The organism is Ruegeria sp. HKCCSP351 (assembly GCF_017872535.1).
Lineage (GTDB): Bacteria > Pseudomonadota > Alphaproteobacteria > Rhodobacterales > Rhodobacteraceae > Ruegeria.
This window is the reverse complement of sequence record NZ_JAEDOV010000001.1, coordinates 458369-479685: the sequence shown is the minus strand read 5'-3', so window position 1 is coordinate 479685 and position 21317 is coordinate 458369. Positions and strand designations below refer to the sequence as shown.

General features: G+C 57.1%; 25 protein-coding genes. 8 read left to right on the top strand and 17 right to left on the bottom strand.

Annotation, left to right across the window (positions count from 1 at the left end; translation table 11 throughout):
• Positions 1 to 67: 67 nt before the first annotated feature.
• The 3 genes from rpsI to I9182_RS02355 form a co-directional block, all read right to left on the bottom strand.
• Positions 68 to 553, bottom strand: a complete 486-nt coding sequence (rpsI, locus tag I9182_RS02365; RefSeq protein WP_209503959.1) for a 30S ribosomal protein S9 — start codon at positions 551 to 553, stop codon at positions 68 to 70.
• 6 nt (positions 554 to 559) lie between these two features.
• Entirely contained in the window at positions 560 to 1018 is a 459-nt protein-coding gene (rplM, locus tag I9182_RS02360) for a 50S ribosomal protein L13 (protein WP_209503960.1), read from the bottom strand.
• 161 nt (positions 1019 to 1179) lie between these two features.
• Complete coding sequence (locus I9182_RS02355; RefSeq protein ID WP_209596218.1) at positions 1180 to 2583, bottom strand: PLP-dependent aminotransferase family protein; 1404 nt, start codon at positions 2581 to 2583, stop codon at positions 1180 to 1182.
• A 99-nt stretch (positions 2584 to 2682) separates the two neighbouring features.
• Here I9182_RS02355 and I9182_RS02350 point away from each other — a divergent pair, with 99 nt between their 5' ends.
• Entirely contained in the window at positions 2683 to 2910 is a 228-nt protein-coding gene (locus tag I9182_RS02350) for a DUF1127 domain-containing protein (protein WP_209503962.1), read from the top strand.
• 60 nt (positions 2911 to 2970) lie between these two features.
• Here the strand turns inward: I9182_RS02350 and I9182_RS02345 are convergent, their stop codons facing one another.
• A complete protein-coding gene (locus I9182_RS02345) occupies positions 2971 to 3414 on the bottom strand; it encodes a PaaI family thioesterase (protein WP_209503963.1) in 444 nt (147 codons plus the stop codon).
• A 58-nt stretch (positions 3415 to 3472) separates the two neighbouring features.
• Between I9182_RS02345 and I9182_RS02340 the strand changes: the two genes are divergently transcribed.
• The 4 genes from I9182_RS02340 (at position 3473) to gluQRS (ending at position 7384) form a co-directional block, all read left to right on the top strand.
• The gene (locus tag I9182_RS02340) at positions 3473 to 4258 is read left to right on the top strand and encodes an enoyl-CoA hydratase (RefSeq protein WP_209596216.1); all 786 of its coding nucleotides are present in this window, start codon (positions 3473 to 3475) and stop codon (positions 4256 to 4258) included.
• Positions 4259 to 4513: 255 nt separating this feature from the next.
• Positions 4514 to 5854, top strand: a complete 1341-nt coding sequence (gene trmFO / locus I9182_RS02335) for a methylenetetrahydrofolate--tRNA-(uracil(54)-C(5))-methyltransferase (FADH(2)-oxidizing) TrmFO (RefSeq protein ID WP_209503965.1) — start codon at positions 4514 to 4516, stop codon at positions 5852 to 5854.
• Between the two features lie 37 nt (positions 5855 to 5891).
• Positions 5892 to 6506 (top strand): methyltransferase domain-containing protein, encoded by a 615-nt coding sequence (locus I9182_RS02330; protein WP_209503966.1) that lies wholly within the window; start codon positions 5892 to 5894, stop codon positions 6504 to 6506.
• Entirely contained in the window at positions 6503 to 7384 is an 882-nt protein-coding gene (gene gluQRS, locus I9182_RS02325) for a tRNA glutamyl-Q(34) synthetase GluQRS (protein ID WP_209503967.1), read from the top strand. The genes I9182_RS02330 and gluQRS overlap by 4 nt, the downstream gene beginning before the upstream one ends.
• A 3-nt stretch (positions 7385 to 7387) precedes the next feature.
• Here gluQRS and hisI read toward each other — a convergent pair whose 3' ends face one another.
• On the bottom strand, positions 7388 to 7777 hold the full coding sequence (hisI, locus tag I9182_RS02320) for a phosphoribosyl-AMP cyclohydrolase (protein ID WP_209596214.1): 390 nt from the start codon (positions 7775 to 7777) through the stop codon (positions 7388 to 7390).
• A 48-nt stretch (positions 7778 to 7825) separates the two neighbouring features.
• Here hisI and I9182_RS02315 point away from each other — a divergent pair, with 48 nt between their 5' ends.
• Entirely contained in the window at positions 7826 to 8278 is a 453-nt protein-coding gene (locus I9182_RS02315) for an iron-sulfur cluster assembly scaffold protein (RefSeq protein WP_209503969.1), read from the top strand.
• 58 nt (positions 8279 to 8336) lie between these two features.
• Positions 8337 to 8975, top strand: a complete 639-nt coding sequence (locus I9182_RS02310; protein WP_209596212.1) for a MarC family protein — start codon at positions 8337 to 8339, stop codon at positions 8973 to 8975.
• A 187-nt stretch (positions 8976 to 9162) separates the two neighbouring features.
• Here the strand turns inward: I9182_RS02310 and I9182_RS20520 are convergent, their stop codons facing one another.
• From I9182_RS20520 to I9182_RS02290, 5 genes are all read right to left on the bottom strand, one after another.
• Positions 9163 to 9285 carry a hypothetical protein gene (locus I9182_RS20520; protein ID WP_280922658.1) on the bottom strand — a complete coding sequence of 41 codons (123 nt, stop codon included), beginning with the start codon at positions 9283 to 9285 and terminating at the stop codon, positions 9163 to 9165.
• Positions 9286 to 9397: 112 nt separating this feature from the next.
• Positions 9398 to 11488, bottom strand: a complete 2091-nt coding sequence (gene recG / locus I9182_RS02305) for an ATP-dependent DNA helicase RecG (RefSeq protein WP_209596210.1) — start codon at positions 11486 to 11488, stop codon at positions 9398 to 9400.
• Positions 11485 to 13737, bottom strand: coding sequence for an NAD-dependent DNA ligase LigA (gene ligA / locus I9182_RS02300; protein ID WP_209596208.1), 2253 nt, complete (start codon positions 13735 to 13737; stop codon positions 11485 to 11487). The genes recG and ligA overlap by 4 nt, the downstream gene beginning before the upstream one ends.
• Before the next feature lie 123 nt (positions 13738 to 13860).
• On the bottom strand, positions 13861 to 14577 hold the full coding sequence (locus tag I9182_RS02295) for a response regulator transcription factor CtrA (RefSeq protein WP_209596206.1): 717 nt from the start codon (positions 14575 to 14577) through the stop codon (positions 13861 to 13863).
• Between the two features lie 85 nt (positions 14578 to 14662).
• Positions 14663 to 14956, bottom strand: a complete 294-nt coding sequence (locus I9182_RS02290) for a DUF1153 domain-containing protein (RefSeq protein WP_209596204.1) — start codon at positions 14954 to 14956, stop codon at positions 14663 to 14665.
• A gap of 129 nt (positions 14957 to 15085) precedes the next feature.
• On the opposite strand from I9182_RS02290, the gene mnmA reads away from it, so the two are divergent.
• On the top strand, positions 15086 to 16231 hold the full coding sequence (gene mnmA / locus I9182_RS02285; RefSeq protein WP_209596202.1) for a tRNA 2-thiouridine(34) synthase MnmA: 1146 nt from the start codon (positions 15086 to 15088) through the stop codon (positions 16229 to 16231).
• On the opposite strand, the gene I9182_RS02280 is transcribed toward mnmA, so the two are convergent.
• From I9182_RS02280 to I9182_RS02250, 7 genes are all read right to left on the bottom strand, one after another.
• Positions 16228 to 16773: a carboxymuconolactone decarboxylase family protein gene (locus I9182_RS02280; protein WP_209596200.1), complete on the bottom strand. Its 546-nt coding sequence runs from the start codon at positions 16771 to 16773 to the stop codon at positions 16228 to 16230. The two genes, mnmA and I9182_RS02280, sit on opposite strands and share 4 nt — an antisense overlap.
• A 98-nt stretch (positions 16774 to 16871) precedes the next feature.
• Positions 16872 to 17447: a cadmium resistance transporter gene (locus I9182_RS02275; RefSeq protein ID WP_209596198.1), complete on the bottom strand. Its 576-nt coding sequence runs from the start codon at positions 17445 to 17447 to the stop codon at positions 16872 to 16874.
• Complete coding sequence (gene lpxB, locus I9182_RS02270) at positions 17440 to 18606, bottom strand: lipid-A-disaccharide synthase (protein ID WP_209596196.1); 1167 nt, start codon at positions 18604 to 18606, stop codon at positions 17440 to 17442. Before lpxB ends, I9182_RS02275 begins: the two co-directional genes overlap by 8 nt.
• Positions 18606 to 19400: a UDP-2,3-diacylglucosamine diphosphatase LpxI gene (gene lpxI, locus I9182_RS02265; protein ID WP_209596193.1), complete on the bottom strand. Its 795-nt coding sequence runs from the start codon at positions 19398 to 19400 to the stop codon at positions 18606 to 18608. Before lpxI ends, lpxB begins: the two co-directional genes overlap by 1 nt.
• A gap of 4 nt (positions 19401 to 19404) precedes the next feature.
• Positions 19405 to 20190, bottom strand: coding sequence for an acyl-ACP--UDP-N-acetylglucosamine O-acyltransferase (gene lpxA, locus I9182_RS02260; RefSeq protein ID WP_209596191.1), 786 nt, complete (start codon positions 20188 to 20190; stop codon positions 19405 to 19407).
• A complete protein-coding gene (gene fabZ, locus I9182_RS02255) occupies positions 20187 to 20660 on the bottom strand; it encodes a 3-hydroxyacyl-ACP dehydratase FabZ (protein ID WP_209596189.1) in 474 nt (157 codons plus the stop codon). Before fabZ ends, lpxA begins: the two co-directional genes overlap by 4 nt.
• 73 nt (positions 20661 to 20733) lie before the next feature.
• The gene (locus I9182_RS02250; protein ID WP_209596187.1) at positions 20734 to 21312 is read right to left on the bottom strand and encodes an OmpH family outer membrane protein; all 579 of its coding nucleotides are present in this window, start codon (positions 21310 to 21312) and stop codon (positions 20734 to 20736) included.
• Between the last annotated feature and the right edge of the window lie 5 nt (positions 21313 to 21317).

Genomic DNA, 21317 nt, shown 5'->3' with positions numbered 1-21317 from the left:
TCCCTGACCAGCGCAAAGCAAAAGGGCTCGCAAGTGCGAGCCCTTTCTTTTGGGTATTCCCAGCGAATTAACGCTTCGAGAACTGGAACGAACGGCGGGCTTTACGCTTACCGAATTTCTTACGTTCCACAACGCGGCTGTCGCGGGTCAGGAAGCCAGCGGCTTTCAGGGCACCACGCAGGTTCGGATCATAGAGTTGCAGCGCTTTCGAGATGCCATGCTTGACCGCACCGGCCTGACCGGTCAGGCCACCGCCTTTGACGGTTGCAACAACGTCGAATTCACCTTCTACGCCGGCAACCTGGAACGGCTGGCGCAGGATCAGCTGCAGAACGGGGCGTGCAAAATAGACGTCCTGATCTTTGCCGTTCACGGTGACTTTGCCGGAACCCGGCTTGATCCAGACGCGGGCAACAGCGTCTTTACGCTTGCCGGTGGCATAGGAGCGGCCCAGCTCGTCACGTACGGGTTCACGTACGATGACTTCTTCGGCCACGGTTTCAACGCCTGCGACGGCGCTCAGCTCTTCGAGAGTATTGATCTGATCAACCATCGGTCATTAGCTCCGGGTGTTTTTCTTGTTCATGGACTTGACGTCCAGAACTTCGGGGGCCTGGGCCTCGTGCGGGTGCTCGGCACCGGCATAGATACGCAGGTTGGTCATCTGCTGGCGCGACAGGCGGTTGCCTGGCAGCATGCGCTTGACGGCCTGGAAGACCACGCGCTCGGGGTGTGCACCTTCCAGAATCTGCTGTTTGGTGCGCGACTTGATGCCGCCCGGGTGGCCAGTGTGCCAGTAGAAGTTTTCTTCGCGCTTCTTACCAGTCATCTGGATTTTGTCAGCGTTGATCACGATGACATTGTCGCCCATGTCCATGTTCGGAGTAAACGACGCTTTGTGCTTGCCACGCAGGCGCATGGCGACGATCGAGGCAAGACGGCCCAGAACAACGCCTTCGGCGTCGATCAGGATCCACTTCTTGTCGATGTCTGCAGGTGTTGCAGAAAAGGTTTTCATGGCAGGATAGTCCTGTTTGATGTGAAAGACCGCCCCAGCGGAGCGGCCCGAATTCGATGGACGGGTTTTATGAGGTGCCTGCACGCAGGTCAAGCGGCACTTGGCTTATTTATATTCGTAAAAACAACGCGTTACAAAATAGGTATTATTTTACCCCATCTTCAAACGCTGATTTGTTCTGGCGGATTGTCCAATAGAACACGCAGGCGCTGCATCGCGTCCTCGAACCGTTCAAGCGACACATGACCATTCATGGCGATACGGACCGCGTTCGGCGCGCGCCCATCGCGCAGCGCGAACTCGTCGGCGGATCGGAGTTGTATCCCTTCCCGCTCGGCCGCGCGACTGAATGCAGCCGACCGCCAGCCAGACGGAAGGTTCAGCCAGACAAAGGGAACGTCAGGGGCCCAGTTCAGATCAAACCCACCCAAGGTATTGACGGCAACGCGTAGATAATCCCCCATCCGCGTACGCACATCCCTGGCAATCTGGCGCGTGCGCGGATCGGACAGCAGAAGGCGGGTCAATTCCGCCAAGGGTTGGGCCAATCCGAAATATCCGTATTCAGCGGACCGGCGCAGATCCACACTTCTTTCTCTGGGGGCGATAGCAAAACCCACACGCAATGCCGGTGTCAGAATTTTCGAGATTGATGACACATGCCATCCCCGTTCAGGCGCCAGCGCTCGAAAGCTGGGCTCTCGGGCATCGCCCATGCGATAGCAGTCATCTTCAATGATCTGCAAATCAAAGCGCCGGGCAATCTCAACGATTTCCTTTCGACGCGCCAACGGTGTGTGCGCGCCCGTTGGGTTTTGAACCTCTGGCGACACGCAGACGGCCTGCGCTGTGGTTTGGCGCAGAACATGCTCTAGTACCGCGGGATCGACACCCCATTTGTCCATCTTTACACCGACCACTTCCGCCCGCATCAGTTCACCTGCACGGCGGAACCCGGCGTAAGACAGGTCCTCGACCAGTACGACAGGTTTGGGCCCGCGCAGGATCGTCTGAAACACAACGCAAAGCCCGTTCTGGCCACCGTGTGTCAACACAATATCATCATGGGTCAGCGCGCCCAGCGGGAGGTCTGACAACCAGTCCACAACCGCCTGTCGTACGGGCTGATACGCATCGCGCGTCGGGTAATTCAGAAACAAACCCGGATCGGCTTGCGACACTTTCTTCAGACATTCACGGATCAGGGACACCTGCCCCATATCTGCCAACCTTGGGCTGAACAGGCTTACATTGGCATTGTACTTGTCGTCCCGAAGGTGCAGTTGCCGCGCCCAAACGTCGTCAAGAATGGGCGATTTCGGCGGCGCAACAAATGTACCACGCCCGACTTCGGCTTGTAACAACCCCTCATCTGTCAGGATTGTATAGGCGCGCGCGACTGTCCCAGGTGTTATTTGCAGGCGATACGCCAGTTCGCGCACCGGAGGAAGTTTGACGCCGACTTCCAAATATTTGTTATCTATGGCTTTTCGAATTGTGTCTGCAACCAGAGTGTATTTCGGTCCTTTGGATTTCGGCAACGCCTCTGGCCAAATTGTATCCATTACAATTCTTCCTTTGCTTTTGACACAATTTCAAATGTATCAGTCATGTGTACCAAGTACAACTAATTTGTGTCAATACAATTTGAAAGGAATTCCGAGATGACACGCACAATGCACACCCCCGCCCTTCTGCTGCTGACCGACAGCCCCCGGCTGCCTCTGGCCGCCGCACTGGCCGTGCGGTTTGCGGCGGCGGTCACTCAATGGGAACGTCGTCGTCGCAGCCGCATAAATCTTAGTTATCTGGATGACCGCTTGCTCAGAGATGTCGGTTTGACACGCCATGATGCGCGCCGCGAGGTAAAGCGCCATTTTTGGCAGATTTAACTGATCCCCAGTCCCATTATTGGGACCTCTTCCTGGCCGGGGCTTGTCCCCGGTCTTTTTTTATCCGAATTTCGCCGCCGCAGACCCTGCAGGTGGCAGGGAATAGGTCATCGTCGCTCTGGCAACAGGGTCTTCCGCGCCATCGGAATACATCAGCACGTCACCGACGGCCAAAGTCCGGCCCAGTTTGAGCAGGCGACATTTGGCGATCATGTCCGTGTTGCCTTCTGGTTTGCGCAGAAAGTCCAGGGAACTGTTCGTTGTGACCGCCAGGGATTGACGCCCTTTTCGCGCCAGAACCATCGCGTAAACACAAACATCGGCCAGCCCAAACATGGATGGCCCTGAAACCGTCCCCCCCGGCCGCAGATGCTGATCCTGCACAACAAGGCGCATGGTGATTGTATCTTGGGTCAGATCCTCGACGACAAAGTCTTTATGCACCTGTGGGAAAACCTCCTTAAGGTATTGTGACAGTTCGTCCCGGTTCATTGCCAACGCCATGCTTTCCCTCCTGCTCATACCGACTTAGAGTTGGCCCAACATGGGATCGGAGGGCAAGATGGCAATTCTGGAACGTAACGACACCGGCGCTGTTGCACGGCTAACAATGAACGCCCCAGAGCGGCTGAACGCGCTGAGCGACGAGATGCTTTCGGCGCTTCAGGCTGAACTGGACACGTTACGTGAAGACACTTCGATCCGGGCAGTGATTCTGGCGGGTCAGGGCAAGGCATTTTGCGCCGGGCACGACCTGAAACAGATGACGGCCGGACGCCAGTCCGAAGATGGTGGCAAGGCTTATTTCAATGACCTGTTTTCGCGCTGCGCGAAGGTGATGATGTCGATCCAGTCCCTGCCCCAGCCCGTCATCGCACAGGTCCACGGCATTGCAACCGCCGCCGGGTGTCAGCTGGTGGCCACCTGTGACATGGCCGTCGCCGCCGAAGGCACACGGTTTGGGGTGAACGGGGTCAATATCGGCTTGTTCTGCTCGACCCCCATGGTGGCCCTCAGCCGCAATATCCCCAGAAAGCAGGCATTTGAAATGCTGACAACCGGAGACTTCATATCAGCCGAACGTGCCGCCGATCTGGGTTTGGTCAACCGCGTTGTCCCCGAGACACGGCTTGAACACGAAGCCAATGCGCTTGCAGAACTGGTCGCCTCCAAACTGGGAGCCGCGGTCAAAATCGGTAAAGAGGCGTTTTATCAACAGCTTCTGATGCCGTTGGATCAGGCCTATGCCTATACCGGCGACGTCATGGCGCAGAACATGCTGTACCGGGATACCGAAGAAGGCATTTCAGCCTTTATCGAAAAACGTCCCCCAAATTGGTCCCAATAAAGCAATTGTTTTGCACATTTTTCGCCACTGTTTTGAATTTTGCACTTTTCAAAAGGGCGACTCTGTGGCAAAGCTGGGTCGAGGCCAAGGCCTCAGGACACTTTTGGGTCGCCGTGGGCGGAAGGTCCCTCCAGCTGGTCTCTCTCACCAGCGCTGACAATCCCGCAGCGGCGACCCCAAGACCCCTTTCATAAAATTCGCCAAACTGCTTTGCCTCAGTTGCGCCCGATTGTGGTCTGCCCTATGTGGCATCGCATGACACAAGTTTTGCATATTGTAGGCGGCGGCATGGCCGGGTCAGAAGCTGCCTGGCAAGCTGCTGAAATGGGCGTGGATGTTGTGATTCACGAAATGCGTCCGACCATCGGCACCTTTGCACACCAGACCGGCAACCTGGCGGAAATGGTGTGCTCGAACTCGTTCCGTTCGGATGATGATGAGCAGAACGCAGTGGGCCTGCTGCATTGGGAAATGCGCGCCGCCAATGGGTTGATCATGACAACAGCCGATGAACACCGCTTGCCAGCCGGTGGCGCTCTGGCTGTGGATCGTGACCCGTTTGCAGAAAGTGTGACTGCAAAACTTCGCGCCCATCCGCGCGTGACGGTAACCGACGAAGAAGTAACGACCCTGCCCGACCAAGGTCAGTGGGTCTTTGCGACCGGTCCCCTGACGTCGTCCGCGCTGGGTCAGGCCATCCAGGCCGAGACAGGGTCTGACGCACTTGCCTTTTTCGACGCCATCGCACCGATCGTCTATGCCGAGAGCATCGACATGAGCAAAGCGTGGATGCAATCACGCTACGACAAGGGCGAGACTGAAGAAGAGCGGACAGCCTATCTGAACTGTCCGATGGACCGGGATCAGTACGAAGCCTTCATAGATGCGCTTCTGGCAGCAGATAAAACCGAATTTCACGAAGGAGAGACAGCAGGTTACTTTGACGGCTGTCTACCCATCGAGGTTATGGCCGAACGCGGTCGCGAAACGCTGCGCCATGGTCCGATGAAACCGGTCGGGCTGACCAACCCGCATGAGCCCAATGTGAAACCGCATGCAGTGGTGCAGCTGCGCCGTGATAACGCGTTGGGCACCTTGTTCAACATCGTGGGTTTCCAGACCAAGATGAAGTATGGCGCCCAGACCGACGTGTTCCGAATGATCCCGGGTTTGGAAAATGCCAGCTTTGCCCGGTTGGGCGGCATCCACCGCAACACGTTCATCAACTCTCCCACGCTTTTGGATTCGCAAATGCGGTTGAAATCCAAACCCAACATCCGGTTTGCCGGACAGATCACGGGCGTCGAAGGCTATGTAGAAAGCGCCGCGATGGGGTTGCTGGCTGGTCGGCTTGCCGCTGCTCAGATTTTGGGGCGTGACCTGCCAACCGTTCCGCAAGACAGCGCAATGGGTGCTTTGATCCATCACATTACGGGCGGTGCCGAGGCCAAGACCTTTCAGCCGATGAACGTGAATTTCGGCCTGTTTCGCCCCGTGGATGGTCTGAAAGGCGGTCGTCGGGGTCGTAAAGACCGGTACAAGGCCTATACCGACCGGGCCAAAGCTGAATGGAGTACCTGGTTGGAACATTGCTGACTGGACGCGTAATGCGGTCTCGGCCTAGCATGCTGGAATGAACGACACGTTTCTGAACAGCACATACAACCTCAGCACGCCTGAAGCGACTGAAGCGCACTATCAGAACTGGGCTGCGACCTATGAAAAGGAAGTTGGTGAACACGGTTACGCCACGCCGGGCCGTGTAGCAGCGGCTTTGTGGTCGTTCGCGCCAAGGCCGCAGACCCCAATTCTGGATTATGGCTGCGGCACCGGGTTGTCGGGGCTTGCCCTGCGCGCTGTTGGCTTTGAGGTCATCGACGGGATGGACCCAACAGAGAACATGCTTCAGGAAGCCGCCAGCAAAGGCGTTTATCGAACTCTGACCGGATTCGATATCGCCAAGCCCGCTCCGTTGAAGCGTGGGGAATACACGATGATCACTGCCATAGGAGTGATCGGAAAAGGTGCTGCCCCGCCCGAGACACTGGATCTGCTGATGCACGCACTGCCCAAGGGTGGTTTGCTTGGCTTTTCGCTGAACGATCATGCGTTGGCGGACTATAAATTCACCTGCCGTCTGACGGATTGGGTCGACATGGGGGCCGCACGTTTGTTATTTCGCGAACACGGCCCCCACCTGCCCGGGATCAACCTTAACTCTGACGTGTATGTATTAGAAAAAGCGTGACTCTCGTAACGCGCTTTGCGCCATCCCCAACAGGCCCCCTTCACCTTGGGCACGCATATTCTGCGTTGGTTGCCAGCGATCGTGCTGCTTCTGAAAACGGCCGGTTCTTGCTGCGAATTGAGGATATCGATCAATCCCGCTCGCGGCAGCTATGGGAGGATCAGATATACAGCGACCTCAGATGGTTGGGGCTGACATGGCCGGAACCAGTGATGCGCCAATCGGATCGTATGGGCGTTTACCAAAAGGCGCTGGATCAGCTATGGGCGCAGGGTCTTTTGTATCCATGCACGTGTAATCGCAAAGATATCGCCGCTGCAACCAGTGCGCCGCAGGAAGGCGCGCCGATGCTTGGACCCGATGGGCTTGTTTACCCCGGAACCTGTCAAAAAAGGTTTGCTGGCAAAGATTTATCGAAACTTCCTCGTCCAACTCAGGATCCATTGCGATTGGACGTGGTCAAGGCGTGTCAGGCGGTCCGCAACCCCGACAGGTATCGGTTTCTTGAGCTGGGTTCGGGTCCGGGCGGTGAAACCGGCATTATCACTTTCACGCCTGATGAGTTGATAACCACCATAGGTGATGTTGTTCTGTCCCGCCGTGACATGGGGACGTCGTATCATTTGTCCGTCGTTCTTGACGATGCTGCTCAGGGCGTAACACAGGTGGTTCGAGGACGGGACCTGTTTGACGCGACCCGCATCCACGTTCTTTTGCAGGCGTTACTGAACCTGCCGACACCTGAGTATTTCCACCATGATCTGATCCGCGATGGTGCAGGCAAACGGCTGGCCAAACGCGACGATGCCCGCGCGATTTCAAAATACCGGGCCGAAGGAGCCAGCCCCGACGACATTCGCCGAATGGTTGGGCTTTGACCCCTACTCCATTGGCGCCATCAGTTCAGTTTCGATCCCATCCCGAACGGCGGTAAAAAAACAGGTTCGTCGGTTAGTATGGCAGGCTGCACCGGTTTGACGGACCAGAACCAATAGGCAGTCCCGGTCGCAATCGATCCGGAAATCCACCAATTCCTGCACATGGCCCGAGGTTTCGCCCTTGATCCAGAAGGCCTGCCGCGAGCGCGACCAATAGGTTACCCGCCCGGTTTCAAGGGTCTTCTCAACCGACTGCACATTCATCCAGGCCATCATCAGAACTTCGCCTGATGTTTCATCCTGCGCAATCGCCGGGATCAGACCCGCCTCATTAAATCTCAAGGTAGAGGGATCAAACACGACTGGGTCAGACATCTTAAAAACCTTTTGCAACCGGTGGGCTGGCCACTATGTATGGGTAACACACGACGAGGGAAAGCCATGAGCGGCGAGAACGACCTGATTAAGCTGTACTCCGGGCGCATTCTGGCGCTGGCTGCGGATATTCCGTATCTTGAACGACTGGAAGATCCCGATGCAACTGTTAAGAAACGCTCACCTTTATGCGGATCGACTGTAACTGTCGACATCAAGGTTCGCGACGGTCAGATCAGTGCCTTTGGTCAGGACGTCAAGGCCTGTGCTTTGGGGCAAGCGTCCGCCTCGGTCGTCGGAGATGCAATAATTGGCGCGTCGCGGGCGCAGGTCGAAGCTGCGCGCGATCAGTTGGCGGCCATGCTCAAGACTGGTGGCCCTGCACCCGATGCGCCGTTTGACGGGCTTGAGGTGCTTATGCCCGCACGGGATTATAAGAACCGCCACGCGTCGATCCTGCTGGTTCTGGATGCCGCGGCTGAGGCTATGGCGCAGGCTGAACAGGCAAACTGTGCCTGATTATAGCTATTTGGCGTAAACCCGTTTACCCTCAGCACAGATTTCAGGAGGGATGGGTTTGAATAATTTGCTCGAGCATTTCGTGACGCTTTGGGTCGTTATCGACCCGATTGGAACAATTCCCGTTTTCATCGCCGTTACGGCCGGATTGGACGCGGCAGGCCGGCGGCGGACAGCGCTGTTAGCAGCCGTGATAAGTGCTGCCGTATTGCTGTTCTTCCTAGTATTTGGTCAGGTGCTGATTGAAGCGCTGGATATCGGGCTGAATTCGTTTCAAGTCGCTGGCGGCATTATCCTGTTTCTTTTTGCCCTGACGATGATCTTTGGTGAGAGCAAACAAGAGGTTGAACAAAGGCAAGCCGAAGAAGATCGTGAAGACGCGTATCACCAGCAGAACCCCGCGATCTTCCCGCTTGCCGTGCCTTCACTGGCATCCCCCGGCGCAATGCTGGCAATCGTTATCCTGACAGACAACCACCGCTACAGTATTGCAGATCAGGGTATCACAGCGCTTGTCATGCTTTCTGTATTGCTGGTTGCGTTTGTGCTGATGCTATTGGCCGAGCCCATCATTCGGCTGATCGGTCATTCAGGCGCGGCCATCATCAGCCGTGTCATGGGCATGATCTTGGCCTCGGTTGCTGCCAACTCAGTCCTGTCCGCGCTGTTGGAAATCTTCAAAACCGGCCAGTTGTAAAAAAAAAAGCCGCCGCGCTTTCCGGGCGAAAGGGCGGCGGCAGGTATTGCGTGTCTCGCGTGGGGTCCGGTGTACCGCGCGGGGCCGAGGCATGGCCCCTCAAGGGGTTTGGGACAGGCAGGTCACCCTTGACTGAAATGGGGATGACAGCGCGGATATTTCGGCACGAGATCGCAGGCAGAAAGGCTTAGAAACCAACCGGCAGGTGAAGGGCCACCATCAGAATCACGACCAAAGACACCACGCCAACGGCATCCTGCAGGATAGTCGATTGCGCGCGGCAGAAAGCGGTCTTGATCTGGGTCAGCATAGGGTCACCTCCGGTCAGAGTTTTAATCCTTTGTTGACCTTTTGTTCTCATATTTCCAAGCGCAGGTAAAGAACTTTTTAAGAACATTTGTGAACTTTAGGGAACGTTGCAGCTAACCCACTGAAATCAAACGGATCGCCTGATCCTGTTTCATCAGCCAAAGCAGAACACGCGCGGCCTGTCCCCTGACCGAGGTCAGCTTGGGATCGGTCGTCAGCAACGCCCGCGCATCGGATTGGGCGACTGCCATCAATCCTGCCTGACATTCCAGGTCCGCGATATGGAATTTTGGCAACCCGGATTGCGCAGTCCCGATCAGATCGCCCGCGCCTCGCATCTCAAGGTCAGTTTCCGAGATTCGGAAGCCATCCTCTGTCTCGCGCAGAACCTCCAGCCGCTTGCGCCCTCCCTCGCTGAGCGGTGGTTGATACATCAGCAAACAGGTGGATTCCGCATCCCCGCGCCCAACGCGCCCCCGCAACTGGTGCAATTGCGCCAGCCCAAAGTTCTCGGCCCGTTCAATGACCATGATCGTTGCGTTGGGTACGTTCACGCCGACCTCGATCACCGTCGTGGCAACAAGGACCTTTGTTTGCCCAGTCTGAAACGCGCTCATCGCGGCATCTTTGTCGGCGGGTGGCATCTGTCCATGAACCAGCCCCACCACTCCCTCGCCTAAAATGGCCCGCAAACGTTTGAAGCGTTCCTCGGCCGCTGTCAGGTCCGAAACTTCGGATTCGTCGACCAGAGGGCACACCCAGTAACACTGTCGCCCCTCATCAATCGCGCGCCGCAGGTGGGCGATGACTTCGTCCATACGCTGTGTGCTGACAATTGCCGTTTTGATCGGTTTTCGCCCCGGAGGTTTTTCATCCAACACCGAAACATCCATATCGCCATATTGCGCCAGCGCCAGACTGCGCGGGATCGGGGTGGCAGTCATTACCAGAACATCGGCCCCCTTGCCTTTTTCCGACAATTCCATCCTCTGCCGCACGCCAAACCGGTGCTGTTCGTCGACGATGGCCAAGCTCAGCGCCTTGAATTCAACATCGCTTTGAAACACTGCATGTGTGCCAACCAGAATGTGAATATCGCCTTGTTTAAGCGCCTCAAGCTTGGCGCGCCGCTCCGCGCCCTTGTCACGCCCGGTGAGCAGTTCCAGAACCACTCCGGCCTGCTCGGCCAGGGGGCGCAACCCTTCCAGATGCTGGCGTGCCAGAATTTCAGTCGGGGCCATCATCACGCCCTGCCCGCCAGCCTCAACCGCGATCAGAAGGGCCATGAAGGCCACCAGCGTCTTACCGGCGCCGACGTCGCCCTGTAACAGCCGGTTCATTCGGGCGTCTGACGCCATATCAGCCGAGATCTCATCAATAGCGCGCGTTTGTGCACCAGTGGGGCGATATGGAAGGCTTGCCAGCACTTTCGATTGCAGTGCCCCGGTTCCAACGCTGACGATCCCCCGCGACTTGCGCTCTCGCTGCCGGGCCAGAGCGAGCGTCAGCTGATGCGCAAACAATTCGTCATACGCCAATCTCTGACGCGCAGGGGCAAACGGCGCGACATCATCAGCGCCACGCGGGTTGTGACCGGCGTGAATGGCCGCCGACCAGTTCGGCCAGTTTTGCTGTGACACCTGCGCCGGATCGATCCATTCCTCTAGCTTGGGAGCGCGTGCCAATGCGCTGCGGCTGGCCTTGAATGCTGTTTTCTGGGTCAGCCCTTGCGTCAGGTGGTAAACCGGTTCGAATTCCGGGATATCTCCGGCTTGTTCAACGGGCAGCATGTGATCCGGATGCACCATCTGTGCCATGCCGTCGAACAGTTCCAACTTGCCGGAAACCACGCGGCGTGATCCTTGCGGCAACACTTTCTTCAGATACTCACCACGTGCGTGGAAAAAGACCAGCTGGAAATCGGCCTGACTGTCTTCGACATGAACGCGGTAGGCCCCCCCTTTGTTGCGGGGCGGTCTGTGCGGGCCAACTGTCACTTCCACAGTCAGAGTGGCCGGCAGGTCCACCCCTTGAATTGTATCCCGCCTGCGCCGATCCACCACGGCATAAGGCAGGCTGAACAGAACATCGCGCGGGGATTCCACCCCGGTCTGCGCCATTGCCTGTGCCGTCTTGGGGCCGACACCATCCAACGTTTCCAGCCCCGCGAATAGTGGGAAAAGCTGTTCGGGCCGTCCGCTCATGCGCTTTCTATCAGCTGAAGCCAGCCATCCTCGTCCAAAGTTTCGATCCCAAGTTCCGCCGCCTTTTTCGCCTTTGATCCGGCCCCGGGACCGGCGATCAGAATATCGGTTTTTTTGCTGACAGAACCGGAAACCTTCGCGCCCAACGCCTCGGCCCGCGCTTTGGCTTCGGCGCGGGTCATCTTTTCCAGCGTTCCGGTGAACACTACGGTTTTACCCGCGACCGGACTGTCCGAGGCTGGCGCGTCGGGGGCGATAACCGTCAATTCGCTGCGCAGCGTGTCGAAAGCCCGTCGTTCCTCTTCATTGGCAAATGCGTCCGACAGCGAAAGGCCAAGCGTTGCGCCAATACCGTCGATGCCGATCAGCTCTGTCCAGGCGGCATTGGCATCTGCACCGACATTGGCATCCGCGATGGCTGCGTCCCGCACTTCTTTCACGCGCGCGCGACGCCCTTCAAGCTGGGCCGCCGCACGCTCGGCATCTTCCGCCTCATCCGCCCGCCTTTGGGCCAGCGCAGCCGGGCGTGCAGTGTCCAACGCGAGCGCCATTGCATCCCAGTCGCGGTAAAAAAGTGCCAGATCACGCGCGCCCACTTCACCAACATGTCGAATGCCCAGTGCGAACAACAAGCGCGCAAAGGGAATCTTCCGTTTTTCATCAATGGCTTCGAACAGGTTCCTGGCGGATGTTTCGCCCCACCCGTCCCGGTTTTTCAACCGCGTCAGACTAGCTGAGTCCCGCTGTTCCAGCGTGAAGATATCAGCTGGCGCATTGATCGGAAGGGTTGGATCACCATAGAACATTTCAATCTGTTTTGCACCCAGCCCTTCTATATCAAAGGCTTTGCGCGACACGAAATGTTTCAGCTTTTCAACGGCCTGCGCAGGACAGATCAGGCCGCCGGTGCACCGTCGAACCGCGTCGCCTTCTTCGCGGATCGCATCGCTCTCGCATTCGGGGCAATGTGTCGGAAAGGCAAAGGGGCGTGCATCGGCGGGGCGTTTGGACAAGTCGACATCCGACAGTTTGGGGATCACGTCGCCCGCGCGATAGACCTGAACCCAATCGCCCACTCGGATATCTTTTCCATCACGGATCGTGCCGCCTTTGGCATCGCGCCCGGCGATGTAATCTTCGTTGTGCAATGTGGCATTGGAAACTACCACCCCGCCAACCGTTACAGGATGCAACCGTGCCACGGGGCTGAGCGCCCCTGTGCGACCAACCTGAATGTCGATCGCCTCCAATCTGGTCCAGGCCAGTTCGGCTGGGAACTTATGTGCGATTGCCCATCTTGGCGTCGTTGAGCGGAAACCCAAACGCGCCTGCAACGACAGATCGTTTACCTTGTAGACAACCCCATCGATATCATACCCCAAGGTCGCACGCTGCGCTTCGATATCCCGGTAATGAGCGATCATGTCCTCAGTCGTGGTATATAGCCGGGTCAAGGGATTCGTGGGGAACCCAAGGGCCGCAAGACGCTCAATTGCTCCCATCTGGGTATCCGCCAAAGGCTCTGACAGTTCACCCCAGGCATAGGCGAAGAAGCGCAATGGGCGGGAACGGGTGATTTCCGAATCCAGCTGACGCAGCGACCCTGCCGCCGCATTGCGCGGGTTGGCAAAGGACTTGCCCCCCCGTTCAGCCTGCCGCTTATTCAACGCTTCGAAATCAGAGTGAGACATGTAAATCTCGCCCCGGACCTCAAGAATTTCGGGCGCGTTTTCAATCTGCTGTGGAATATCAGAGACGGTGCACGCGTTGGCCGTCACGTTCTCGCCAACTTCACCGTCGCCCCGCGTTGCGGCCTGAACCAGCTGTCCGCTCTCATAGCGCAAGGACAAAGACAGGCCGTCAATCTTGGGTTCGGCTGTGAAAGCCAGCGGCGCGCCTGCATCAAGGCCCAGATATTTGCGAATCGAGGTGTCGAAATCGGCAATGTCCCCATCGTCGAACGCGTTGCCCAGTGACATCATTCGGACGGCATGAGTAACTTTCGAAAACCCGTCCGCCGGTTTGGCACCGACTTGCTCTGTCGGACTGTCAGCACGTTTCAAGTGGGGGAAACGCGCCTCGATCTCGGCGTTTCTGCGTTTGAGGGCATCATAATCCGCATCCGACAACTCGGGCGCATCTTCTGCGTGATACAGAGTGTTGGCTCGCGACAGGATGTCCGCCAACCGCGCCAGTTCGGCACGCGCCTCATCATCCGTCAGGTCTGATATGGGAATGGAATTGCTCATGGCCTCGCCCTGTCACGCGTTCTTGGACCTCAGTGATAGGGCGAGGTCATGGCCAGGTCCAGATGTGCTGAGCCGTGTGTGCAACGTGCCGCCCTAGACTACCAGCGACACAAACGGTTCAAATCAGAGGCCGACCGCCATTCGCGTCTCGTCCAGAGTGTTGCCTTGCGGATCGCGCAACACGTAACCCCGGCCCCATACGGTTTCGATATAATTCTCGCCACCCGTTGCGTTGCTGAGCTTTTTGCGCAGTTTGCAGATGAAGACGTCGATGATCTTCAACTCGGGTTCATCCATGCCGCCGTATAGGTGGTTCAGAAACATTTCCTTGGTCAGAGTTGTGCCCTTACGCAAGCTGAGCAATTCCAGCATCTGGTACTCTTTTCCTGTCAGGTGCACGGTTTTTCCGTCCACCTCAATGGTCTTGGCGTCCAGGTTTACAGCCACGCGACCAGTGTGGATGATGGACTGCGAATGCCCTTTCGACCGGCGGATGATGGCATGAATGCGAGCCACCAGTTCTTCGCGATGGAAGGGTTTGGTCAGATAGTCATCCGCGCCAAACCCGAAACCTTTGATCTTGCTGTCCGTATCATCTGCGCCCGACAGGATCAGGATAGGTGTTTCCACCCGGGCAATCCGCAACTGGCGCAACACTTCATGCCCGTTCATGTCCGGCAGGTTCAGGTCCAGCAAGATCAGGTCGTAATCGTAGAGCTTTGCCAGATCGATACCTTCTTCGCCAAGATCCGTTGCATAAACGTTTAGGTTCGCATGCGTCAGCATCAGTTCGATGCTTTTAGACGTGGTCGGATCATCCTCGACAAGAAGTATACGCATTTTCACTGCTCCAATTCGGGTCAATAATTCCAATTAAAATCAAACCTGACCAAGAATGGTTAATCTGACGTTACCGTTGAATCATTTATTTCCGCTCTCCTTTAGGTTGTCGATACTTTTTTAAGGCCGTGGCTTTCAAAGCCTCGACACCGTGTTCCGCGACTAGGGAAACCCAGCCGTTGAACTCTTCGTCACTTATGCCGTATTTCTGTTTTGCCTCAGACAGGCTGATCAGCCCGTAAAGCACCCCACGCACGACCAGAATCTTGCGTGAGGCCACCCACCGCCTTGTGCTTGTCGGCGGCAGATCGGCGCGCGTCAGTATGGACCCATCCGGCAAAGAAACAGACCTTGGCCCTTCCACTTTGTGCAAATACATCGCTTTACCCTTTTTTGCTGCATCAAAGCTGACGCCAGCCTACTTAAGGTCGTATGAAACCGCCTCTTGAGAGTGTGTAGAATTTTCCTATATTCTGCCGGTCTTTCTTAACCCGGACAGGAACCGCCAATGGCCCTCGACACCGAGACCCCGCTGAACTCGCTTGGCTTTGCCAAACCACCGTCGGAAACGCGGGTGGTTGTGGCCATGTCAGGGGGCGTCGATAGCTCTGTCGTCGCGGCCTACTTGGCCGATCAGGGCTATGATGTGGTGGGGGTGACACTGCAACTCTATGACCATGGCGCGGCTCTGGCCAAGAAAGGGGCGTGTTGTGCCGGGATCGATATCCACGATGCGCGCCGTGTGGCGGAAGAGCGCGGGTTTCCCCACTATGTTCTGGACTATGAAAACATCTTCAAAGACGCGGTGATCGATGAGTTTGCGGAAAGCTATCTGGCAGGCGCAACACCCGTCCCCTGCATTCGCTGCAACGAGCGGGTAAAATTCAAGGACCTTCTGGAAACCGCCAAGGATCTTGAGGCCGACTGTATGGCCACCGGGCACTATATCCAGCGCAAAATGGGGCCAGACGGCCCGGAACTGCACAGCGCCGAAGATGCCAACCGGGACCAATCCTATTTCCTGTTTTCGACAACGCCGGAACAGCTTGATTTCCTGCGCTTCCCGCTTGGTCACCTGCCGTCAAAAGACGCGACCCGCGAAATGGCGGCTCAATATGGGTTGTCTGTGGCGGACAAGCCTGACAGTCAGGACATCTGCTTTGTGCCCGACGGCAACTATGCCAGCGTCATTGAAAAGCTGCGCCCCGGTGCTGCGGAACCGGGCGAGATTGTTCATGCCGATGGCCACGTACTGGCACAGCATAACGGGGTGATCCACTACACGATCGGCCAAAGGCGCGGCTTGGGCATCGGCGGCCTGAGCGAGCCGCTTTATGTGGTCAAATTGGACGTGGACAAGAAACAGGTTGTCGTCGGCTCCAAAGAGATGCTGGCAACGCGTGTCGTTCCCGTGCGTGAGATCAACTGGCTGGGCGATGAACCCTTCACATCGCGCGAAGAATGGCACCTTTCAGTCAAGGTCCGTTCGACCCGCCCCCCGCGCGAGGCCATTATTCGACCGCTGTCCGACACCACTGCCGAGGTTGAATTGCTGACACCCGAAGAAGGCATCTCGCCCGGTCAGGCCTGCGTCTTCTATGCCTCAGAAGGCAGCCGCATCTTTGGTGGTGGCTGGATCTGGCGCGGGTACTAGGCCGAAACCGGTTCAACCTCGGGTTCGATCTGGATCTGAAGCGCATCGTTGAACCGGTTGAATGCACCGCACAACGCGATACGCCAGGTTAACTCGACAATCTGGGCATCGCTGAACCAGTCCCGCAGGCCGGAAACCTCGGCGTCGCGCATACGGCCTGATCGTGTCGTTACAGCCTCGGCGTATCGCACGACGGCCTTGTCGCACGCGTCCAGTTCGGGGTGGTTGTCGACATCTAGCAAACGCGCAGCGCCTTCGGGGCTGAGACCTGCAACCGTCAACAGCGGAGTATGATGCGAGACACAGTAGTCACAGGCGTTCAATTTGGAAACCGTCACCATGGCCAGTTCCAGCGCACGACGCGGCAAGGTCTGCTGTTCCCGCAACGCCGTCAACATGCCCGCGATATGTTCCAGAACCGGTGGACAATGTGCGGCGACCCGGGCCCAATTGTCGAACGGGCCATAAGCACCCAAAGCCGCATGTGACACGCGTGTCTCGTCTGCCATCTCGGCATCTGCCAAAGGGGGGATGCGGGTCATGATTAAATCTCCTTTTCCGCGAGGATATCTTAAGTCCGCTCCACAGCAACAGACGCTCGCGGATCACAAACCCGAGACGGAACGCCGGAACAAGCCTTTTACAGGGTATCCGTGGGCGAATTGAAGAGGATATAGAGCCCGACGCAGACCATGATGTATGGGGCGATCCGATCCATACGGGCAACGCGTGGCCCCAGGCTTTTGGCCCGAGGGGCGCCCCAGGCGGCGATAAAGACCAGAACTGAAGCAGCCAATGCTGCGCCAATCAAGGCGGCAACACGGTATGAAGGAGCAGAATCCGCCAATAGCGGTGTCATGACCGCGAAACTGTCAATCGACAGGCTCAGGAACAGGGTAACCACCGATGTTACGGCCCCTTTTGCCTCGGTTTCTTCAGAATTGGACCCGACGAACTGCCGCCAGATACCGCGCAGACCAAAGACCAGTGGCACAAGACCCAGAAACCCGATCCAAAACGGCGCGCCACTTTGGTCAACACCCAATGCGACGGTCATGGCCAATGTCAGAACGATTGTCTGTGCGACAGCAAAGCCAATGATGGCGCGGCGCTGCTCGATCACCAATATCAAACCCAGCAAGACGGCCAGATTGTCCAGATTGGTGGATATCATGGCAATTCCGGCTGAAGCGGCGAACAGCGCGTGATCAAGCATTCTTAATCTGCATTCTGTCCAGCACAGCCCGTGCCGCCCGCAACCCCGGTGCTTCTCCTCCGCGCCCCAACCGTTCCATTGTCAGGTTCATCGCGAGTTGCTGAACGTCAGGGGCATTGATCACATCATGCAGGGCTTTGGCGATCATTTCTGGCTGGCAATCGTTCAGCAGGCATTCAGGCACGGCGCGTGTTTCAGATACCAGATTGACCAATGTAACAGTGTCCAGCTTGACCATGCGTTCGGCCATTTTCTGAGTTAGCCAATTGAGTTTGTAGGCGATCACCATAGGTGTATTCTGCGCGGCCAGTTCCAACGAAACAGTACCCGAAGCGGCCAGCGCAATACATGCCGTGCCAAAGGCCGCGCGTTTTTCGACCGTGGCTAGCCCGGCCCCCATTTGTCGCGGGTCGAGCACTTTTGGTGCGCCCGGCCAGTTTTGCGTCAGAGCGTTGACCAAATCAGTTGTCGCACCCACGGTTGGAACCACGACGCGATAACTTGGATGGTCCTTCAAAAACAGCTTCAATGCCTCACCGAACGTGTCTGCCAGACGCTCAATTTCACCCCGGCGCGATCCGGGCAGAGCCAGCAGGATTGGTGCATCGCCCAGGTCGTACTTGCTCCGGAATGCCGAAATCTCGGCCGGTGTTGCCGTCGGTTCGCTGGCGACCGGGTGGCCGACAAAGTCGCACTCCATCCCGGCCCGCTCCATGTATGGCGGCTCGAACGGAAGCAGTGCCAGCACATGGTCGATAACCTTTGCCATTTTATCCGCCCGTCCCGGACGCCAGGCCCAGACACTGGGCGCGACGTAATGCACGGTGCGAATATCACTGGCGGCTTTGACGACTTTGGCGACACGCAGGCTGAAATCGGGGCTGTCGATGGTAATTAAGACATCCGGCTGTGTGTCCAACACAGCTTGCGCAGTCTCCGAGATTCGACGCTTGAGGTGGAAAAACTTCGGCAGAACCTCGATCAAACCCATCACCGAAAGCTCCGACATGGGAAACCGGCTGGTCAGCCCCTGAGCCGCCATCAAAGGTCCGCCCACCCCGTCGAATTCAATATCGGGGATCAGTGTTTTCAGCCCCTCCATCAACGCGCCGCCCAGCCGGTCGCCCGAAGGTTCACCGGCGACCAGAAAGACGCGCATCAGACCGCCCGCTCGCGAATATACAGGAACAGCCCAAGACGGTTACATTCGGCGACGACCTGTTCTTTTTCCAAAACCAGTACACCGCCCTTTTCCAGAACGATGCCAGACAAGCCTGCCGCGACCGCATCCGTGACGGTATCGGGCCCGATGGCAGGCAGATCAGCACGCCGGTCCTGATCGGGCTTTGGGCCTTTGAACAATATGCCGCCGCCCGCGTCCGGGCGTTGCGTCAGGGATTGAAGCATCCAGGCGGTTCCAAAGATACCCTCGACTGCCAACACCTGCCCTTTTGAGACGGCACAGGCCTGACCAATATCCGCAGCCCCCATGGCCCGCAGAATTCCGGCAGCACGGTCTGCATCTGTCATGTCACTTTCGGATGGATGCACTTCGGTCAGACAGCCCAAAGGCGGCAACAGGCTTGGGGCGATTTCCTGCGCTGCCCGGACTCGCATACCGGCACCTTCCAGCAGGCCAATGATAGCCCGCAATGCTCCGTCATCACCCGACAGCATGGCCTGCTGGATCACCGGAACCAACGGCATCGTTGCCGCGTCAATAAGTTTGGGATCAACCTGCGGGCGCCGAACTGCACCGGCCATGCAGATCTCGGTCACGCCCCTTGCCTGAAGCCCTGCGATAAAACTGCCAAGCTGTTCAAGCGGAAACACGACATCTGCGACCAGATCATCCGGCAGGAACCCTTCCATCGCGCAGATCAGCGGGCGTTCCGCCAGTTGGGCAACCAATTCGGTCGGCAGCGCCCCGGTTCCCGCAATCAACGCAAGCATGTTCCTATTTCCTCGGTGTTAGGAACGACCGATCGCTGTGTCCGGTGACAAAATCAACGATCCGCTGCACATAGTCACTTTCGTTACCCTGACCAAGACGGTTTGCGCGATCCATGAACGTTCCATCGCCTTCAGACAGCTCCTTGAACGCGGAACGCAATGCCGATATGTCTTCGCGCGAAACACCTTTACGCTTGAGACCCACGAGGTTCAGACCTTCAAGCTCACCCCTGGATGCCTGTACTAAACCGTATGGAATGACGTCTTTGGGCACCATCGTGAGCGCACCGATGATCGCCCCACGACCAACACGCACCCACTGGTGCAGGCCTGAAATGCCACCGACGATTACATCATCCTCGACAATGCAGTGGCCGGCTGCTCCGGCGTGGTTCACCATGATAACCCGGTTACCGATCTGCACGTCATGGGCCACATGAACACCTGCCATCAGCAGGCAATCATCCCCGATCCGGGTTACGCCACCGCCGCCTTCGGTTCCGGTGTTGATCGTTACATGTTCGCGAATGCGGTTGCGCTGACCGATTTCAAGGCGGGTATTTTCACCGCCGAATTTCAGGTCCTGCGGAATCTCACCGATCACCGAAAAATTAAAGATCACGGTGTCTTCGCCGATCGATGTATCACCGGTCACAACAACATGAGACTTCAACTCGACGCGGTCGGCCAGTTTTACATTGGCACCCACATAGCTGAAAGGACCGATGACGCAATCCTGCCCGATCTGCGCCCCGTCTTCGATAATCGCGCTGGGGTGGATACCGCTCATGTTGTTTTTTCCATATCCCAATCGACATAGGCCGAGAATTCTGCTTCCGCTGCCACTTCACCATCAACAGTGGCCCGGCCACTGAACTTGAAAAGCTTGCCACCCTTCTTGCCGCGAACCGTTTCGACATGCATCTCCAGCACGTCGCCAGGAACAACTTTCCTGCGGAATTTGCACTTGTCTATGCTCATGAAATAGATCAGCAACTCGGTGTCGATGACATCCATCCCCACGCCCAGCATTACGCCTGCGGTCTGCGCCATCGCCTCGACGATGGTAACACCCGGCATGATCGGTGTTCCCGGGAAGTGGCCCTGGAAATGCGGCTCGTTCATGGTGACGTTCTTGATACCTCGGGCCGATTGATAGCCAGAGATGTCCACCACCTTGTCGACCAGCAAAAACGGATAACGATGCGGCAGGATCCTTTGGATCAACTGAATATCGGCACTTTTGGTTTCCGTTGTCATGATGCGGTTATCCTGTTCTGGATGTTTCTTTTTCAGCGTGGTTAGCAATACAGCCCCGTAAGGGCAAGCGAACCTATTCGCTTGTGTCCTTTTGAAGTCCGCTGCCATCGCCGATTGCTGTGTTCACGCGGATTATCGCAGCCTCTGTGATATCAGACGTGCTTACAACGACATTAGAGCGTTCGATGATCACGCTGGCACCAAATTCGCGCAGCAAATCGACAAGGATCGGGCGAACTATTTCGAAAAACGTTTGTTGCGCATCCTCGCTGCGACGTGCCAGCGCGTCAAGCTTTGCCCTTTGCCCGTCGCGATGGGACTGAACCTTGACATCGAACGCTTCGGCCAGTGGGCGAAACTCCTCTGCTGGCATGGTTGCGCGCTTTTCGGTCAGGTCTTTTTCTTCTCGGCTGAGTTCCGCGACAATCCGTTCGTTTTCTTCCGCCAGCATCGCGCTTTCTTTTTCGATCTCCCGCAGTACGCGCTGCCCGAATGCCGAGTTCTTGAACAGCTGCTCGCCGGACAACGTGACCACGCTGGCTTGTGGAACACCCAGTTGCTGTGCTTCAGCCGAAGGGACCTGAAACAGCATCAAAAATGCACACAGGGCCCAAAGCGGGCCCTGTATCAAGGTAAAGAACCTGTTCGTCATCGCAG

What these genes read in the sequence shown, in the direction of transcription:
- rpsI (WP_209503959.1), bottom strand. Translation starts at nt 553, where the DNA reads ATGGTTGATCAGATCAATACTCTCGAAGAGCTGAGCGCCGTCGCAGGC.
- I9182_RS02330 (WP_209503966.1), top strand. Translation starts at nt 5,892, where the DNA reads ATGAACGACACGTTTCTGAACAGCACATACAACCTCAGCACGCCTGAA.
- I9182_RS02250 (WP_209596187.1), bottom strand. Translation starts at nt 21,312, where the DNA reads ATGACGAACAGGTTCTTTACCTTGATACAGGGCCCGCTTTGGGCCCTG.
- I9182_RS02280 (WP_209596200.1), bottom strand. Translation starts at nt 16,773, where the DNA reads ATGACCCGCATCCCCCCTTTGGCAGATGCCGAGATGGCAGACGAGACA.
- lpxA (WP_209596191.1), bottom strand. Translation starts at nt 20,190, where the DNA reads ATGAGCGGTATCCACCCCAGCGCGATTATCGAAGACGGGGCGCAGATC.
- I9182_RS02275 (WP_209596198.1), bottom strand. Translation starts at nt 17,447, where the DNA reads ATGCTTGATCACGCGCTGTTCGCCGCTTCAGCCGGAATTGCCATGATA.
- I9182_RS02355 (WP_209596218.1), bottom strand. Translation starts at nt 2,583, where the DNA reads ATGGATACAATTTGGCCAGAGGCGTTGCCGAAATCCAAAGGACCGAAA.
- I9182_RS02340 (WP_209596216.1), top strand. Translation starts at nt 3,473, where the DNA reads ATGGCAATTCTGGAACGTAACGACACCGGCGCTGTTGCACGGCTAACA.
- ligA (WP_209596208.1), bottom strand. Translation starts at nt 13,737, where the DNA reads ATGAGCAATTCCATTCCCATATCAGACCTGACGGATGATGAGGCGCGT.
- rplM (WP_209503960.1), bottom strand. Translation starts at nt 1,018, where the DNA reads ATGAAAACCTTTTCTGCAACACCTGCAGACATCGACAAGAAGTGGATC.
- I9182_RS02315 (WP_209503969.1), top strand. Translation starts at nt 7,826, where the DNA reads ATGAGCGGCGAGAACGACCTGATTAAGCTGTACTCCGGGCGCATTCTG.
- lpxB (WP_209596196.1), bottom strand. Translation starts at nt 18,606, where the DNA reads ATGCGCGTCTTTCTGGTCGCCGGTGAACCTTCGGGCGACCGGCTGGGC.
- I9182_RS02295 (WP_209596206.1), bottom strand. Translation starts at nt 14,577, where the DNA reads ATGCGTATACTTCTTGTCGAGGATGATCCGACCACGTCTAAAAGCATC.
- I9182_RS02350 (WP_209503962.1), top strand. Translation starts at nt 2,683, where the DNA reads ATGACACGCACAATGCACACCCCCGCCCTTCTGCTGCTGACCGACAGC.
- trmFO (WP_209503965.1), top strand. Translation starts at nt 4,514, where the DNA reads ATGACACAAGTTTTGCATATTGTAGGCGGCGGCATGGCCGGGTCAGAA.
- fabZ (WP_209596189.1), bottom strand. Translation starts at nt 20,660, where the DNA reads ATGACAACGGAAACCAAAAGTGCCGATATTCAGTTGATCCAAAGGATC.
- I9182_RS20520 (WP_280922658.1), bottom strand. Translation starts at nt 9,285, where the DNA reads ATGCTGACCCAGATCAAGACCGCTTTCTGCCGCGCGCAATCGACTATC.
- recG (WP_209596210.1), bottom strand. Translation starts at nt 11,488, where the DNA reads ATGAGCGGACGGCCCGAACAGCTTTTCCCACTATTCGCGGGGCTGGAA.
- mnmA (WP_209596202.1), top strand. Translation starts at nt 15,086, where the DNA reads ATGGCCCTCGACACCGAGACCCCGCTGAACTCGCTTGGCTTTGCCAAA.
- I9182_RS02290 (WP_209596204.1), bottom strand. Translation starts at nt 14,956, where the DNA reads ATGTATTTGCACAAAGTGGAAGGGCCAAGGTCTGTTTCTTTGCCGGAT.
- lpxI (WP_209596193.1), bottom strand. Translation starts at nt 19,400, where the DNA reads ATGCTTGCGTTGATTGCGGGAACCGGGGCGCTGCCGACCGAATTGGTT.
- I9182_RS02345 (WP_209503963.1), bottom strand. Translation starts at nt 3,414, where the DNA reads ATGGCGTTGGCAATGAACCGGGACGAACTGTCACAATACCTTAAGGAG.